Origin of the sequence: Kosakonia sp. S57 (genome assembly GCF_016516575.1) — a bacterium.
In the GTDB taxonomy this organism is placed as follows: Bacteria; Pseudomonadota; Gammaproteobacteria; order Enterobacterales; family Enterobacteriaceae; genus Kosakonia; species Kosakonia cowanii.
Genome location: NZ_JACVUL010000003.1, coordinates 172,269 through 188,668, shown reverse-complemented (window position 1 = coordinate 188,668; position 16,400 = coordinate 172,269). Strand labels below are relative to the sequence as shown.

The 16,400-nt window shown below is 58.3% G+C and carries 14 protein-coding genes and 1 pseudogene; 6 read left to right on the top strand and 9 right to left on the bottom strand.

The features are described from left to right. The first annotated feature begins 9 nt into the window (after nt 1-9). The 3 genes and pseudogenes from IAE48_RS04115 (at nt 10) to rimL (ending at nt 4,004) form a co-directional block, all read left to right on the top strand. Nucleotides 10-1,518, top strand: a pseudogene (locus IAE48_RS04115) (carboxylesterase/lipase family protein). 216 nt (nt 1,519-1,734) lie between these two features. Beyond that, nucleotides 1,735-3,390, top strand: a complete 1,656-nt coding sequence (locus tag IAE48_RS04110) for a glucan biosynthesis protein D (protein ID WP_200133576.1) — start codon at nt 1,735-1,737, stop codon at nt 3,388-3,390. 47 nt (nt 3,391-3,437) lie between these two features. Next, nucleotides 3,438-4,004: a 50S ribosomal protein L7/L12-serine acetyltransferase gene (gene rimL / locus IAE48_RS04105; RefSeq protein ID WP_200133575.1), complete on the top strand. Its 567-nt coding sequence runs from the start codon at nt 3,438-3,440 to the stop codon at nt 4,002-4,004. A 3-nt stretch (nt 4,005-4,007) separates the two neighbouring features. Here the strand turns inward: rimL and IAE48_RS04100 are convergent, their stop codons facing one another. The 5 genes from IAE48_RS04100 to ydcK all read right to left on the bottom strand — a co-directional run bounded on the left by IAE48_RS04100 (nt 4,008) and on the right by ydcK (nt 7,894). Continuing rightward, nucleotides 4,008-4,754 carry an anti-sigma factor gene (locus IAE48_RS04100; RefSeq protein ID WP_200133574.1) on the bottom strand — a complete coding sequence of 249 codons (747 nt, stop codon included), beginning with the start codon at nt 4,752-4,754 and terminating at the stop codon, nt 4,008-4,010. Then, on the bottom strand, nt 4,751-5,245 hold the full coding sequence (locus IAE48_RS04095; RefSeq protein WP_200133573.1) for an RNA polymerase sigma factor: 495 nt from the start codon (nt 5,243-5,245) through the stop codon (nt 4,751-4,753). The genes IAE48_RS04100 and IAE48_RS04095 overlap by 4 nt, the downstream gene beginning before the upstream one ends. Further along, complete coding sequence (locus tag IAE48_RS04090; RefSeq protein WP_200133572.1) at nt 5,242-5,781, bottom strand: cytochrome b; 540 nt, start codon at nt 5,779-5,781, stop codon at nt 5,242-5,244. The genes IAE48_RS04095 and IAE48_RS04090 overlap by 4 nt, the downstream gene beginning before the upstream one ends. Continuing rightward, the gene (locus IAE48_RS04085; RefSeq protein WP_200133634.1) at nt 5,781-6,824 is read right to left on the bottom strand and encodes a catalase family peroxidase; all 1,044 of its coding nucleotides are present in this window, start codon (nt 6,822-6,824) and stop codon (nt 5,781-5,783) included. Before IAE48_RS04085 ends, IAE48_RS04090 begins: the two co-directional genes overlap by 1 nt. An 89-nt stretch (nt 6,825-6,913) precedes the next feature. Next, on the bottom strand, nt 6,914-7,894 hold the full coding sequence (ydcK, locus tag IAE48_RS04080; RefSeq protein ID WP_200133571.1) for a YdcK family protein: 981 nt from the start codon (nt 7,892-7,894) through the stop codon (nt 6,914-6,916). 110 nt (nt 7,895-8,004) lie between these two features. Between ydcK and tehB the strand changes: the two genes are divergently transcribed. Further along, a complete protein-coding gene (tehB, locus tag IAE48_RS04075) occupies nt 8,005-8,601 on the top strand; it encodes a tellurite resistance methyltransferase TehB (protein WP_200133570.1) in 597 nt (198 codons plus the stop codon). A gap of 34 nt (nt 8,602-8,635) precedes the next feature. Here tehB and pepT read toward each other — a convergent pair whose 3' ends face one another. Next, nucleotides 8,636-9,865 carry a peptidase T gene (gene pepT, locus IAE48_RS04070; RefSeq protein ID WP_200133569.1) on the bottom strand — a complete coding sequence of 410 codons (1,230 nt, stop codon included), beginning with the start codon at nt 9,863-9,865 and terminating at the stop codon, nt 8,636-8,638. Between the two features lie 106 nt (nt 9,866-9,971). Here pepT and IAE48_RS04065 point away from each other — a divergent pair, with 106 nt between their 5' ends. Continuing rightward, the gene (locus IAE48_RS04065) at nt 9,972-11,567 is read left to right on the top strand and encodes an ABC transporter substrate-binding protein (protein ID WP_200133568.1); all 1,596 of its coding nucleotides are present in this window, start codon (nt 9,972-9,974) and stop codon (nt 11,565-11,567) included. Nucleotides 11,568-11,601: 34 nt separating this feature from the next. On the opposite strand, the gene IAE48_RS04060 is transcribed toward IAE48_RS04065, so the two are convergent. After that, nucleotides 11,602-12,504 carry a DMT family transporter gene (locus IAE48_RS04060; protein WP_200133567.1) on the bottom strand — a complete coding sequence of 301 codons (903 nt, stop codon included), beginning with the start codon at nt 12,502-12,504 and terminating at the stop codon, nt 11,602-11,604. 173 nt (nt 12,505-12,677) lie between these two features. Between IAE48_RS04060 and IAE48_RS04055 the strand changes: the two genes are divergently transcribed. Continuing rightward, nucleotides 12,678-13,553, top strand: a complete 876-nt coding sequence (locus IAE48_RS04055; protein ID WP_200133566.1) for a helix-turn-helix domain-containing protein — start codon at nt 12,678-12,680, stop codon at nt 13,551-13,553. Here IAE48_RS04055 and IAE48_RS04050 read toward each other — a convergent pair. Further along, nucleotides 13,550-14,959 carry a PhoPQ-activated pathogenicity-related family protein gene (locus IAE48_RS04050; RefSeq protein ID WP_370568946.1) on the bottom strand — a complete coding sequence of 470 codons (1,410 nt, stop codon included), beginning with the start codon at nt 14,957-14,959 and terminating at the stop codon, nt 13,550-13,552. The genes IAE48_RS04055 and IAE48_RS04050 overlap by 4 nt on opposite strands. Before the next feature lie 123 nt (nt 14,960-15,082). Continuing rightward, the gene (locus tag IAE48_RS04045; RefSeq protein ID WP_200133565.1) at nt 15,083-16,267 is read right to left on the bottom strand and encodes a benzoate/H(+) symporter BenE family transporter; all 1,185 of its coding nucleotides are present in this window, start codon (nt 16,265-16,267) and stop codon (nt 15,083-15,085) included. Nucleotides 16,268-16,400 lie beyond the last annotated feature (133 nt).

Here is a 16,400-nt window from a genome sequence, read left to right as displayed (position 1 = left end):
GATATCATTATGGAAAATGCATCAACCCCAATTGTGAATACCCGACAGGGCAGCGTAATGGGGTGTCGCGAAGAGGGAATTGACGTCTGGCGCGGCATTCCCTTTGCCGCGCCGCCCACGGGCGATCTGCGCTGGCGCGCGCCTCAGCCGGTTGAGTGCTGGCAGGGCGTGCGCGACGCGACGCGTTTTTCCGCCTCAAGCTAGCAAAACAAGGAGTTCTGCCGCCTGCTCGGCGGTGGCGATCCCGGTACTTTCTCGGAGGATTGCCTCTATCTCAACGTCTGGTCACCCCGTTCATCTGCGCAAAAAAAACCGGTAATGGTCTGGCTGCACGGCGGCGGCTTTGCCATCGGCGCGGGCGGATTGCCGCCTTATGATGGTAAAGCGCTGGCAGCGCGTGGCGTGGTGCTGGTTACCGTCAATTATCGTCTCGGTCATCTTGGCTTCTTTGCCCATCCGGCGCTGGAGGCAGAGGCCGGAGAGCGCATCTACAACTTTGCCTTGCTTGATCAAATCGCCGCATTGCGCTGGGTTCAGGAGAATATCGCCGCGTTCGGCGGTGATGCCGACAATGTGACGCTGTTTGGCGAATCGGCCGGGGCGCGCAGCGTGATGTCACTCATGGCTTCGCCGCTGGCAAAAGGGCTATTTCATAAAGCGATTGTACAGAGCAACTACACCTTACCGGATACGCCGCGTAAGGCTGCGCTGGCAAAAGGCGAAGCGATTGCGGCGCACTTTGGCCTGGAAAATGCCAGCGCGGAACAGCTGCGAGCGATCCCGGCGGAGGCATTCTGGCCGCTCGATACCCCGTTTAAAATCGATCCTGTCCCTATCGCTGGCGACATCGTACTGCCGGAACCATCCCTTGATACCTTCTTTGCCGGGCGTCAGCACCCGATGCCGGTGATTGTCGGTTCGAACAGCGATGAAGCGAGCGTGATGGCGGAGTTTGGCGTCGATCTGGCGGGGAAAATTGGCGAGCTGCGCCGCAAACAGCGTTTCGGCCTCGGGCTTATCCGGCTGCTCTATCCGGGCGTGCGCGGCGACACAGAGCTTGGCCGCCAGGTGTGCCGTGATATGGCGTTTACCACCCTCGGCCTGGTGGTGATGCAGGCGCAGCAGCAGGTGAACCAGCCCTGCTGGCGTTACTGGTTCGATTACGTCGCCGAAGCGATGCATGACACCTACATCAACGGGGCCTGGCACGGCAATGACGTGCCCTATGTGTTTGACAACCTGCGCCTGTCGGAGCCGTCATGTGATTATGTCAATGAACGCGATCTCGCCTTTGCCGCGCAGGTTGCCGATTATTGGGTCCATTTTGCCACCCATGCCGGTTCGGCAACCACAGCGTTGCCCGGCCCGGTGACGTGGGAAGCCTGCACCAGCGGGCGCGATCGCCTGCTGCGCATTGGTATTAATAAGCAGGCCGGTTTTCGGCTGGAGAAGCGCTTTATGCGCGCGCGGTTAAGCTTTTTTAGGCGGGTGATGCGCCACCATGTCAATCTCGATTGATCGCCGTGCAACATGTTCATACACAACTTTACGCATTTTTCAGGCTGCTCCTAAAGCCTGGGAAAATTTCGCGATTTGCTCAGATAATCAACGGCCAACAATTGGATTCTCAATGAATTTTGTCTAGAGTGGTGCCTTCATCAGTCATACGCTTTTGCCGCTGTTTCGCGATATCGCGAAATGCCATTTTACGACCAGAAGGACGTGTTACCAGGCATGAACCGCAGACGATTTATTCAAGCATCCATGGCCCTCGCGGCAACTTACGGCACCACTGGCGTTGCCTCGCTCTTTTCGCGAGCGGCATCTGCAGCGCAGACCGATATTGCCGATGGTCAAAGCCGCCGTTTCGACTTCTCCGTGCTGCAATCCATGGCGCACGATCTGGCCGAACAGCCATGGGGAGGCGCGCCGAAAGCGCTGCCGCCGACGCTGGCTAACCTGACGCCGCAAGCCTATAACAGCATTCAGTATGATGCGCAGCACTCGTTATGGAATAACGTTGAAGGCCGCCAGCTGGATGTGCAGTTCTTCCATGTCGGCATGGGTTTTCGCCGCCGCGTACGCATGTTCTCGCTGGATCAGGGGACTCACCAGGCGCGTGAAATTCACTTCCGCCCGGAGTTGTTCAACTACCACGACGCGGGCGTTGACACCAAACAGCTTGAAGGGCAGAGCGATCTCGGTTTTGCCGGCTTCCGCGCCTTTAAAGCCCCTGAGCTGGCACGCCGCGACGTTGTCTCGTTCCTTGGCGCGAGCTATTTCCGTGCGGTAGATGACACCTTCCAGTACGGCCTCTCCGCGCGCGGCGTGGCGATTGATACCTTTACCGATACGCCGGAAGAGTTCCCGGACTTCACCTCCTTCTGGTTCGAAACGGCGAAGCCGGGCGATACAACCTTTACCGTCTACGCGCTCCTCGACAGCGCCAGCCTGACCGGTGCCTATAAATTCGTCATCCACTGCGAGAAGAGCCAGGTGATTATGGAGGTGGACAACCGCCTCTACGCCCGTAAGGCGATCAAACAGCTCGGCATCGCGCCGATGACCAGCATGTTCAGCTGCGGCAATAACGAGCGCCGCGTCTGCGACACCATCCACCCGCAGATCCACGACTCCGATCGCCTGGCGATGTGGCGTGGCAACGGCGAGTGGATCTGCCGCCCGCTGAATAACCCGCAGAAGCTGCAATTCAATGCTTTCCAGGATGAGAACCCGAAAGGCTTCGGCCTGCTGCAGCTCGACCGCGATTTCAGCCACTATCAGGATGTGATGGGCTGGTACAACAAACGCCCGAGCCTGTGGGTGGAGCCGCGCAATAAGTGGGGCAAAGGCGCGGTCAGCCTGATGGAGATCCCGACCACCGGCGAAACGCTGGATAACGTGGTCTGCTTCTGGCAGCCGGAAAAACCGATCAAAGCCGGAGACGAGCTGGCCTTTGAGTATCGCCTCTACTGGAGCGCGCAGCCGCCGGTGCGCTCACCGCTGGCAAACGTCTATGCGACGCGGACCGGCATGGGCGGTTTCCCGGAAGGCTGGGCACCGGGCGAGCACTATCCTGACAAGTGGGCGCGCCGTTTCGCCATCGATTTTGTCGGCGGCGATCTGAAAGCCGCCGCGCCGAAAGGGATTGAGCCAGTGATTACGCTCTCAAACGGGGAAGCAAAACAGGTGGAGATCCTCTACGTCGAGCCGTTTGACGGTTATCGCATCCAGTTCGACTGGTATCCAACCAATGCGTCGACCGACCCGGTAGAGATGCGCATGTTCCTGCGCTGCCAGGGTGAGGCAATCAGCGAAACCTGGCTCTATCAATACTTCCCGCCCGCGCCGGAGAAGCGGAACTACGTAGACGACCGCATCATGCGCTAAGCTTTTTAATCGCCCCCGAATGGGGGCGATGTTTTTCAGGAGGAACGATGTTACAGGAACCGACTTGCCCGGATGCGGTGATTAAAGTTGACGAGCAGCTCACCCTCGAAATGATTGATGAGTGCTTTGTTCACGACCTACATCAGTTAATTGTCAAAAACCGCGACAGCTTACAGCGCTATCTCGACTGGCCGCAGTATGTCACATCCATTGAGACCACCCGTAAAACCGCCCAGAGCAACCGGCTGTTACACCAGCGCGGTTACGCGAAGATGTTCCTGATCCTGCGCGATCACCTGCTGGTCGGCGTTCTCTCCCTCAATGCAATCGAGCCGACCAACAAAGCGGCCTACATCGGCTACTGGCTGGATGAAGCGGCACAGGGGCAGGGGATTTTGTCCCGCGCGATGCAGGCGATGATGCGCTTCTACGTCCAGCGCGGCGATATCCGCCGCTTTGTTATCAAATGCCGGGTCGACAACGAGGCCAGTAACCGCGTCGCAGAGCGTAACGGCTTCACCCTCGAAGGCTGCCAGAGAGAGGCGGAGTTCCTCAATGGCCGCTTCGACGATCAGAATATCTGGGGCAAAATCGTCACCCTCAATGATGAATAAGCCTTAGCTGTTCGCCTGAGAAACCGCTTTTCTAAGCCCGTTTACCGCCGGAGAGTTCAGCGGCGTAACCAGCGCATAGTTGTAGTGGTCGTCGCTCCAGTACTGCGTCATCACATCCTCGGCCTTACGCTCACCGTGGGGTAATTTCCCCGGGCTTAAGGGGCGGATATACCAGCCAACCCGCGTGCCGCGCGGATCCTGATACATAATCAGCGCCGCCGGGCCTTGCGCCGTCGCCACGAGCCGTGCGCCGACTAGCGTAAAGCCATACTGCTCCAGATTTGGCGGCTGATTGCCGTTGATAAAGTAGCGCCCGACCCAGTGGGTCAGCTCCGTTTGCTGCGTCGTCGCCACATCCATCGGGGTGATGGCGGTGTTATCAAACAGCTTGTAGGCCTGCACTGCGTCCTCCATTGGCGCATGCGCCAGCACCATCTGTGACTCTTTCAGCTGCCAGCCGGTAAAACCGCCGACGCCGAGCGCCATCACCAGCGCGAAGGCGGTTGCCAGCTTCCACTGCCGCAGCTGGCGCTGCTGGCGGCGCAGCGCGCGGGGTTCCGGCATCTCAAGCGTAGCGCTATGGCGATCCATTGCCTGGCGCAGGCGCTGCGCATCCTGCCGCCAGCCTGCAACCTCGCGGGCGGCCTGCGGATTCTGCGCCAGATAGTGTTCAATGCGCGCTGAGGTCGCCTCATCGGTCTCGCCATCAAGCCAGGCGTGCAGATCGTGTTCATCCGGTGGCAACGTCATTTCAATCTCCTTAACGCTAACGGCGTTGGCTGGCCTTCCAGTTTTTCATGCAGCATTTTGCGCGCCCGTGACAGGCGTGACATCACCGTGCCGGGCGGAATGTCGAGGGTTTGCGCCACCTCTTTATAACTCAGCCCTTCAACGCTCACCAGCAGCAGCACAGCGCGATACTCCGTCGGCAGCGTGGCAAAGAGGGCGAGCGTATCGTCGGCGATAGCCAGCGACTCAGTGGTAAAACCGCCAGGCTCTTCGCCGGTGAAAAAGGCGAGCACTTTCAGATAGCGTTTGAGCCGCCGCTCACCATCGACAAACTGACGATAGAGAATGGTGAAGAGCCAGGCGCGCAGGCTCTGTTCGTTATCACGCTGCCGCGTCAGGGCTTTCGCCAGGCAGCTTTGCACCAGATCCTCCGCGGTGTGCGGGTTACGCGCCAGCCACAGGGCAAAGCGGTAGAGATGCGGCATCACCTCGCGAATTTCATCATCATTCATCGTCTGCGGCTTCCCGACATGCTCTCAAACACCCCATCGCGCAGCACCAGTGCATGCAGCAGCGCGGCGGCGAGGTGCGCCATTACGGTGACAAACAGCGCCAGCGCTACCACAGAATGCAACGGACGCAGCAGCGCATACCAGTCATTATTCACCGGGACTATCGGTGGCAGCACGAATCCACAGCCGAGCGTCACCGGATAACTGGCCGCCGAGAGCATCGCCCAGCCAATTAGCGGTTGTGCCAGCATCATTGCATAGAGCGCCCAGTGCGAAAGATGCGCCATCGCGCGTTGCCAGACCGGCAGCGAGGCAGGCAAGGGTGGCGTGGCGGTATAGAAACGTAACCACAAACGCACCAGCGCCAGTAGAAGGATCATCAAACCCAGCGGTTTATGGATCGTCACCAGCAGGCTGTGCTGGGAGGAGACCGTAGAGACCATCACGACACCGATAAACAGCATCGCAATAATCGCGATAGCCATCAGCCAGTGAACCGCGCGCAGTAGCGGGTGAAAGTAAGCGACCTGTTTCATCAGTGGGCTCCGGCTTGTTCGCGGGTGCGAAGATTATAGGATTTGGCATACGCGGATGAACGGGCATTCAGCTGCGGGTCGTTCGAGGCAGCGATACCGTCCGGCAGGATCAGCGGGTCGTAATTGATGTCATTGCAGTCACCCTGCGCCTGTTCAACGGCGCGGTTCAGCACCAGCGTGCCGGCATTGATCGTTTGCCGCCCGGCAGGCCAGGCTCGCGAGGCATCGCTGCCGTCATCCTGCGCGCTGGCGACGGTAATGACCAAATCCCACTTCAGCGGGGCCTGATCGAGGCGCTGGCGCAGATCGTGCTGTAAAAAGTTTTTATCCTGCTTCTGCTCTGCGCTGATGGGTTGATAAGGCGTCTGCGGCACCATGCTCCAGCGAACCAGCTGCTCGTTGCCGGTTTTGTCGATCATGCGAAAGGCATTGAGGCTGTTAAAGCGGTCGCTGGCCCAACTGCTGGAGGGCACGTTCGTTTTTGCCCATGCGAGAAAAGGCGCGGCTTCCGGGTGCTTCTCAAGAAACGCTTTTACCTTTGCCGGGTCCGGTTTGCCGGTGGCTGGATCGGGACGCGTTGCCAGCTGCATATCATAAAAACCGTCGACGCCGCGCACCGGGAAAAAGGGCATCGCGTTCATGCCGGTGCGCCACTGCTCGCCGTCCGGGAGTTCAAAGGCCAACGCCAGGCTACGCACCGGTACGGCGTAATCTGGCGCGGCGGGGTTGCCGCCCGCAATGGCAAAACGACCAATTACCGGCGTGCTTCCCGGCGCAAACAGCGCGGCGCGCGAAAGCATGCTGGCCTTGCCGCTGGAGATAAACTCGCCGCTGACGCAGATCCCTTTGGCGTGGTTGCGGCGAAAACCGGGATGCTCACCACCGGACTGCTGTAACACGTTAACGAGCTTGTCCGAGGTGAGCCGCTCGGGCGTCAGCCAGCCGCCGCCCCAAAGAAACAGCAGCATAACCAGAAGCGGCAGCAGGCCAACCAGCGCGATGCGCACCGTTAGCTGCGTGGAGGTTAAAGGAGTGTTGTTCATCATTCGCTCATCCTGCTCATAGTGAGCAGATAAGACGAAGGGCGCGGCGCTTTATTCCCGGCAGATGAAAAGAAATTTATGGATGACCGTCAGAGCGAGCCGACCAGCGGCGTGCGGGTGATGTGTTGATCGCCGTTGACCACTTTCGGGCCGCGCAGCAGCAGGCTGTCACTCTCAGCGGCGATGATCACAGCATTGTCGGCAATCTCCACCTCGTGGGCGATAAGCACATTCCCCTCGATGCGCGCGTTGCCCTGAATCACCACCTTTTCATCGAGCTGTAGTGGCCCGCCGCGTAGCTGCGCATGGCCGCCAACTAATACGTGATGTTTCAGCACACAGTTGCCCTCGACGCGGGCATTTTCCGCCACCTGCGCACTGTAACGAAGGGTCGGGATCTCATCCTCTTGCCGCCCGGCAATCACCCGGGCGTGACCATAGACTTTGGCGCAGTCGCACACCCAGACATCGTTAATCTCATTGCCGTCGAGGAGGGCAAAATCAAACACCTCGGCGCGGTGCTCAATAAAGGCGTAATTGACGATGGCATCGCCATAAATTTGCGCCTGGTGAACCACACGCGAATGGCTGACCGTCGCGCGATCGTAAATTTGTAGCACCTGTTCGCGCTCCTGGGTTAATCCGCGCGCGGCAATGATGTCGCAACCGCTGAGGATGCGCGCCTCACCGCGTAGCTGGCAGACGCCGCGCACGGTGGAGGATTGCACCGTGACGTTGTCACGTAAAATCGCGCCGTGGCTTAGCTCGCAGCCATCTACCCAGGCGTTATCACTGATTTCTACATTCAGGCAGATGACGCACGATCCCGTAATGCGCGCGTTACCGCGGATGCGGCAACCATCGAACACCATGCTGTTTTCGTCGTATATCCAGCAATTCCCTGCCTGATCGAGCACCTGTTCATCATCAACCCAGCCGCCCGCGCTGCCAGCGGTGACATCATTAAAATCGCGCAGGGCGATAATCTGGCGCAGCGCGACGCTCTTTTTCTCGCCGCCGAGCGGGTAACTGAAGAGGCGCGTCTCATCACTGAGGCGGTATTTGCTCATGCTTATCTTCTCCGGATGTTCTTACTTAACCGTAGCAAATATTTGGACGCTGGCTATCAACGGGTGAAATTCATAAAATGCATGCAAAATACCCATTAAGGCTGTGAATAATGACTATGCGTGATGAGAACTACTTTACTGAAAAATATGCTATGACCCCGACACACTCGGAAGTGCTGAACGCGATGAACTACATCACGCCTGGCAAGGTGCTCGATCTCGGCTGTGGTAACGGACGCAACAGCCTCTACCTGGCGAATAAAGGCTTTGATGTCACGGCCTGGGATAAAAACCCCAACAGCCTGAGCAATCTGCAGCGCATTCGTGACGCGGAAGGGCTGAATAACCTGCATATCGACAGCGTTGATTTAAACAGCCTGAGCTTTGAGGGCGAATATGATTTTATTCTCTCCACCGTGGTGATGATGTTCCTCGAGGCGAAAACCATTCCGGGGCTGATAGCCAATATGCAGCGCTGCACCAAACCGGGCGGCCACAATCTGATTGTCGCGGCAATGGATACCGCCGATTACCCGTGCAACGTCGGATTTCCGTTTGCCTTCAAAGAGGGTGAGCTGCGTAACTACTACGCGGGCTGGGAGCTGCTGAAATATAACGAAGAGGTGGGGGAACTGCACCGCACCGATGAGCAGGGCAACCGCATCAAACTGCGCTTCGCCACGCTGCTGGCGCATAAACCGGCGTGATAAAAAAAGCAGCCCGTTGCCGGGCTGCATTATCTTAACGGGCCGCCAGCAGGCAGAGCTGCAACGCCACGTTGTAGGAGGCTTCAAACGCGCGCAGGGGTAAAAACTCAAAGCGCGAGTGGAAGTTGTGCGCGCCGGTAAAGAAGTTTGGCGTTAACAAACCCTTAGCCGAGAGCGCCGCACCGTCCGTACCGCCGCGCATCGGCGTCGGTTTTGGCGTAATGCCGAGCGTCTCCATCGCCTCGAACATCAGATCGATGGCGCGGCGGTCTTCACCAATCGCATTACTGATATTGCTGTAGATATCGCTGACGCGGTACTCCACTTTTGCCGTCGGGTATTGCGCGGCAATCATCTTAGCGACGTCGCCAATCTGCGCTTTGCGGCGGGCGAAACTCTCTTTATCGAAATCACGAATGCTGGCGCTCAGGCTGGCATGTCCCTGAACCGCTTCCATGCCGTTAAACCAGATATAGCCTTCACGGCCCTCTGTATTTTCCGGCGTCTGCTGGCGGTCAAAATGGCTGATGTAATCCATCGCCATTAGCAGCGGGTTAACCAGCACGCCTTTGGCCGACATCGGGTGCGCGGTGACCCCGGTAAAGTCGATCTGCGCGCTGGCGCCATTGAAGTTCTCGTAAACAATCTCGCCCAGCTCGCAACAGTCGATAGTCCACGCGAAATCGACGTCAAAACGCGCCAGATCCAGCGCTTTCGCGCCGCGCAATCCAACCTCTTCATCGGGAACAAAGGCCACCACAATATCGCCGTGGCGCTGTTCGGTCGTCAGGTTCTCCAGCAGCGTCATCACCACCGTTACTGCGGCTTTGTTATCCGCGCCGAGCACGCTGGTGCCGTCACTAAAAATAATCTCTTCGCCGGGATAGGCGAGGATCTCCGGGTGCTCCCGCACGCGCAGCCAGATATCTTCTTTGGCATTCAGGCAGAGATCTTCACCCTCAAAACGCAGGATTTGCGGATGAATATGCGGCGACAAACCAACATCAACGGTATCGATATGGGTGATAAAACCGATGCGCGGCGCGCCATCAACGTTGCCTTTTTTCACCGCCGTAACGGTGGCGCGATCGTCGATAACAATCTCCTCAAGACCGAGGGATTTCAACTCGTTGGCCAGCTCGCGGGCCATATCAAACTGGCCGGGCGTGGTGGGAAGGGTGGTGGCATTTGCGTCGCTTTGACTGGTGATACTCAGGTAGCGAAAGAAGCGCTGCGTTAATTGACTGGCTAGCGGCGAGGGCATAGTGATTCCTTCTTTATTCGTATTATCAGGTGTTTGCAATTTCACTTTAATGTTATTTATGAGCAGGCAAACAACAAGCATTAAAAATAAAACAACAGGAAACACTATGATTAGCAAACCGACAACACTTGCTCTGGCGTTGGCCACGTTGATAGTCACTTCTTCTGTGGCGGCAAAAACACTGGTTTATTGCTCTGAAGGCTCACCGGAAAACTTTAACCCGCAGCTTTACACCTCCGGCACCAGCGTGGATGCCAGCGCGGTTCCGGTCTATAACCGGCTGGTCGATTTCAAAGCCGGCACCACCGAGTTACAGCCGAGCCTCGCCGAGCGGTGGGAGGTTAGCGAAGATGGCAAGGTCTACACCTTTCATCTGCGAAAAGATGTGAAGTTTCAGAGCAATAAATACTTCAAGCCGACGCGGGACTTTAATGCTGATGATGTGATTTTCTCGTTTATGCGGCAAAAAGATCCGAAAAACCCCTACCACAACGTCTCTAACGGCACCTACTCCAACTTTGAAAGCCTCGAATTTGGCTCACTGATTACCGCCATCGATAAAGTGGACGATCACACGGTTCGCTTTACGCTGGCGCACCCTGAAGCGCCCTTTGTCGCCGATCTGGCATGGTACTTCGCCTCGATCCTCTCCGCCGAGTATGCCGATGCGATGTTGAAAGCCGGTACGCCCCAGCGCGTCGACAGCGATCCGGTCGGCACCGGGCCGTTCCGCCTGGCGCAGTACCAGAAAGATTCCCGTATTCTCTTCACCGCTTTCGATGACTACTGGCAAGGGCGTTCGAAAATCGACCGCCTGGTGTTCAGCATCACGCCGGATGCCTCGGTGCGCGTGGCGAAGCTGGAGAAAAATGAGTGCCAGGTGATGCCGTTCCCGAACCCGGCCGATCTGCCGCGCCTGAAAGAGAACAAAGAGATTACGTTGATGAGCAAAGCGGGGCTGAACACCGGCTTCCTCGCCTTCAACACGCAGAAAGCACCGCTGGATAATGTGAAAGTGCGCCAGGCGCTGGCAATGGCGATTAATAAACCGGCGATCATCAAAGCGGTCTTCCAGGGCACCGGCACGGCGGCGAAAAACCTGCTGCCGCCAGGCGTCTGGAGTGCGGACAGCGAGCTGAAAGATTACGACTACGATCCGGAAAAAGCGAAGGCACTGCTGAAAGAGGCCGGTCTGCCGCCGGGCACCACCATCGATCTCTGGGCGATGCCGGTTCAGCGCCCCTATAACCCGAACGCCAAGCGCATGGCGGAGATGATCCAGGCGGACTGGGCAAAAGTGGGCGTGCAGGCGAAAGTGGTGACCTACGAGTGGGGCGAATACCTGAAACGGGTGAAGAGCGGCGAACACCAGGCGGCGTTAATGGGCTGGACCACCGCCACCGGCGACCCGGATAACTTCTTCGGCCCGCTTTTCACCTGTACTGCGGCTAACGGTGGCTCTAACTCAGCTAAGTGGTGCTACAAACCGTTCGATCAGCTGATTGCCGAGGCGAAGGCGACCACCGATCACGACAAACGCGTCGCGCTCTACAAACAGGCGCAGCAGATGATGCATGACCAGATGCCGGCGGTGATGATTGCCCACTCGACGATTTTCGAGCCGGTGCGCAAAGAGGTGCAGGGCTATGAGGTCGACCCGTTTGGCAAACACCTCTTCTGGCAGGTGGATCTGAAAAAGTAAATGTTTAGCCGCCTGAATCCCAGGCGGCATTCTCTCAACAGAGTGACGCTTTGCGCCGCACGAACCACGTCTCCGGGCGGGTAAACATCACCAGGTTGCCCGTCAGGATCAACCCCAGCCCCAGCACGCCCTGCGCATGCCACTGATAGCCTTCATAAAAGGTTGAAACGGTCAGCGCCACCAGGGGAAAGAGCAGGGTGCTGTATGCCGCTTTGCCGGGGCCGATGCGCCCAACCAGCGTAAAGTAGGCACCGAAGCCAATCACTGAGCCAAACAGGGCAAGATAGACCAGCGCGCCAAGATAGCTGACGCTCCACAGCGGCGTGAAATCCTCGCCGCGCAGCAGCGCAACCGCTCCCATAATCAGCGTGCCGTAGAGCATCGCCCAGCTATTGGTGGTGGCGATCTCAAGCCCGTTACGCTGATGGCGCAGGCTGATCATATTGCCAAACGAGAAGCCGAGCGTGCCGAGCGCCGACAGCGCAATGCCCAGTAATACGCTACTGCTCCAGCCGCTGGCCACCAGATCTTGCCAGAAGAGAGTGACGATCCCGGCCAGCCCCATTAACGCCGCGGCAAAAAAACGCGCGGGCGGTTTCTGCCCGAAGAAGAGGAAGCTGTTAACGGCGTTAAACAGCACCGCCATCGAAAAGATCACCGACTCCAGCCCGGTGTTGATCCATGCCGCAGCGGTATAAAAGCACCAGAAGTTGAAGCCAAAGACGCACGCGCCCTGTAACAGGCAGAAGAGGTGATCGCGGCGCGACAGCGCACGCAGTTTGCGCCGCGCCAGCAGCACCAGCATCATCACCGTGGTCGCCAGCGCGAAGCGCCAGAAGATCGACACCGGTGCCGCCACCGGCCCCTGCTGCAGAAAAATGGCAATCCACGTTGTGCCCCAAATCACCACCACCAGACTATAAAGTAATGCGTTCATATCGCTTCCCGTTCCCTTTCATGAACGCCCATTGTCATCTGGCGCGGCAAGGCTGGCTTGCACCTGCTTGCGGACAACTTGCATATTCTTGCGCTTTTCTTTACACAACGCTGGCTTCTGCGATTCGCTCTTCATAGACTGGGGATCTGATTGAGAAAGGATAAGTACCGCGAATGTCTGATAGCTATGACGCCTTTGAAAACCTGCGCAAACACAACGCCGTGTTGCATAACTCGGTGGCGCTGCACGACGGGATTCAGCTGGCGGCGTGGTCCAACAAACGCGATACCATCACCCAGTATTGCAACCACCATACCCTCAGTCTTTATATTGCCGACGGTTATGAGAGCTACCACAAAACCGCCTCCGGCTGGAAAAACGGCGGCGGGCCGGATCGCTTCTGTTTGATGCCAAAAGAGAGCGAGTCGGTGTGGGATATTCGCGACAATCTCGCCTTTGTGCACCTCTACTGCACCGATGAGCATCTGCGTGAGGTGGGGGAGAAAGTGTGGGATCGCAGCCCGGCAAACTTCACCCTTGATGAAAAGACCTTCTCCCAGGATGCGAGCATCACTGCGCTCTACCGCCAGTTTCTGCTCGGCTGCGACTGGCAGCAAAACGCCAACCAGCTGACGCTCAGCACCGCCTCGACGCTGCTGCTGACGCACCTCGTTCAGCACTACAGCAATGTGCAGTGGCAACTGCCGACAATTACCGGCGGACTGGCGCCCGTCGCCCTGCGCAATGTGCTGGAGTATATCGAGGCGCACCTTGGCGAGCCGCTGCTGCTCTGCGATCTTGCCGCGCAGGTTTCGCTCAGCGAGTACCACTTCGCGCGGATGTTTCGCCAGTCGATGGGTGTGGCGCCGCACCAGTTTGTGATGCAGCGCCGCATGGCGCGTGCGAAAGCGCTGCTGCTAAGCAGCAACAGGTCGCTGACCGATATCGCGCTGGCCTGCGGTTTCAACTCCGCCAGCCACTTCAGCAACCGCTTTAAAGCCGCGAAGGGCATCACCCCCTCGCAGCTTCGCGCGACGCAAAAACGTTAATTCGCCGCCTGCGCCGCAGGCGTTAACCCGCGCCCCGGCAGCGTGCGGCAGGCGCCACCTTGCGCCGAGGGTGCCGCATCCGGGTAGATCTCATCCGGCGTGATATAGACCTGGCTTGTCGCCACAAATCCATCGCTGAAGGTGGCTTCCACAAATGTCGCCTGCCAGCCCGTTTCCGGCGGCCTCAATGCCAGGCTGAGCGTGTTGCCGGACATCGCAGGCGGCGGCGAGGCTTCGTATCTCACGCCGCAGGCATAACGGAAATCCCGTGCCAGCGGATTATTCGCGCGCCAGACCACCACTTTTTCCGGCTGCCCGGAGAAATGGAGCACCAGCTTATCTGAACCCTGGCGGCGCTCGGCGATGGCGGGCAGGGCTTTACGCGCCTGGAAACGGTTAACGAAGGCAATCAACGATGGCTCAGCGACGGAAAGCACCGCCTCATGGGATGCGTTCGCCACGACCCGCAGCGACTTCTCGCCCGGTAAGCGCGGGTAGTAGAACCGGCTATTATCCGGCGTGTAAAAATCATCTCCGCTGGCATTAATCACATACTTCTTTATCTTCAGCCGCTCGCCCGCTTTGCTGCGCAGATAGGCCATCGGATCCAGTACGCGCATCAGCCGGGCAAAATTATCGGTGGCGATCTGCTGGTCGATCTGCTGGCGATAGTAGGGGTAAAAGGCGACAGGCCAGTTGTTGCCATAAGAGCGATACATATGATCCAGCGCGGCGCGGGTATTAAGCAGATCCACAGCAAACGGCACCACGGCGACGACCTCCGGGTCGGATATCGCCGCAAGCCACGCAGCCCAACCGCGCTTTGACGCGCCGGTGACGATAAACTTTGCGATTTTCTGTTGCGAAAGCTCCCGTTTCACCAGCCGGAACGCCTGCGATACCGATGCAGCCATCGGGATCTGCAATGGCGCATCGCCACTCTCGAGGAAGCGTTTCCAGCTGTAAGCGACGCTGTCATCTTCCGTCAACGGCGTTGAATTGCCCTGATAGTGCAGCGGCTGGTTCGGCACATTGCTGATCGAGACCACCACGGTGTGGGTGGCAAGCGCAATGCGCGCCAGCGATGCTTCATTGAAACTGGTCGCTCTGCCGGCATCGTTATTCACCACCATCAGCGCAACGGTCGGTTTGGCGGCATCAGGAAGATAGATATCCACCTGGTGCTCCCAGCGTATCGGGCGTACCGCATCTTGCGGTGACCAGTTTTGCGAATGGAGCACATAGCGCTGCACCCTGGTGCCGGGCAGTTCGCGGGTGTCCAGCCGCACATAATTGACCGGGTGCGACGCAAGTGACTGACGATACTCAGCAAGGGTGTCAGCGAGCGACGAGGGCAGTGGCGCCGTAAGCGCGATCATAAACAACAGGTAGGTGGCAGTTTTCACCGAAAGACTCCTTTCATTAATTCATTACAGATCCGCTGTAGGGTGAGGTCATCCCATAACTAAACGGAATGCCTCTGTACGAATTATGATCAGGAGTGATTAAAAAGTCACCTGTTTCGTTGCTCAGGTTTTATGCACACGACTGAAGATAAAGTAGCAGAGACCGCCGATAACCAGCCCCCAGAAGGCCGATCCCACACCGAGCACGGTGATGCCGCTGGCAGTGATTAAGAAGGTGACAATTGCCGCATCGCGTTCGCGCGGAGCGTTCAGCGCCTGGTGCATGCTGCCGCTGATGGTGCCGAGCAGCGCAAGGCCTGCCAGCATCTGCAACCAGCTTGCGGGCAACGCCGCCAGCAGCCCGGTAATCGAGCCGCCAAATACTCCGGCAAGCAGATAGAACACCCCGGCCGCCGCGGCGGCTAACCAGCGCTTGCTGGCATCGGGATGTGCATCCGGGCTTTGGCAGATCGCCGCGGTAATGGCGGCGATCGACACCGAAAAGACGCCAAACGGCGAGAGCAGCAGCGCCAGCACGCCGATAAAGATCATCAACGGTGACACCGAGGGCCTGAAGCCTGCGGCCTGCATGGTGGCGAAACCGGGTGCATTTTGCGACGCCATGGTGACCAGAAAGAGGGGCAGGCCAATGCTCACTAGCGACGCCCAGTGAAACACCGGCGCGGTAAACTGTGGCGCAACGGGAGCAAGGCTGATGGCCTGCGGCGTCACGTCCCCGCTTAGCCAGGCAACCAGTGCGCCAATCAGCAGCGTGGCGACAATTGCGTAGCGCGGCGCAATGGCTTTGGCGATAAGCCACGCCAGCAGCATCGAGCCGCCAAGCACAATATCTCCCTGAAGGTGCGAAAACGCCTGCAAACCAAAACGCAGCAGGATGCCCGCCAGCATCGCAGCGGCAAGCGTCGGCGGAATAACTTTCATCAGGCGGGCAAACAGGCCAGTCACGCCGCACAACACAATCAGCCCATTGGCGAAGATAAAGATGCCAACCGCCTCATTAAGTGAAACGCCCTGCAAACTGGTTGCCAGCAGCGCTGCGCCCGGCGTCGACCATGCGGTTAACACCGGCATGCGATACCAGACGCTCAGCACCAGCGTGCTGACGCCCATTGCCACGCCGAGGGCGGTCATCCAGCCAGCGATCTGCTCAGGCGTTGCCCCGGCAGCGGAGGCCGCCTGCCAGATAATGGCTGCCGAGCTGGCATAACCGACCAGCACGGCGACAAATCCCGCCAGTACCGTGTTAAAGGGAAGAGAGGAGGAGAGTGAAAGTGTGGCCGGGCGCATGTGGGTGCCTTGTGCGTTATAACATCCGCACAAGGTAACACCGTGCGCTATAGCGCACAAGATGGCGGGCAGGATTTTGTCCATGCGCCAGAGGTAAAAATGTGAGCCATCTCCGCTCCTGATGGCGATAGCA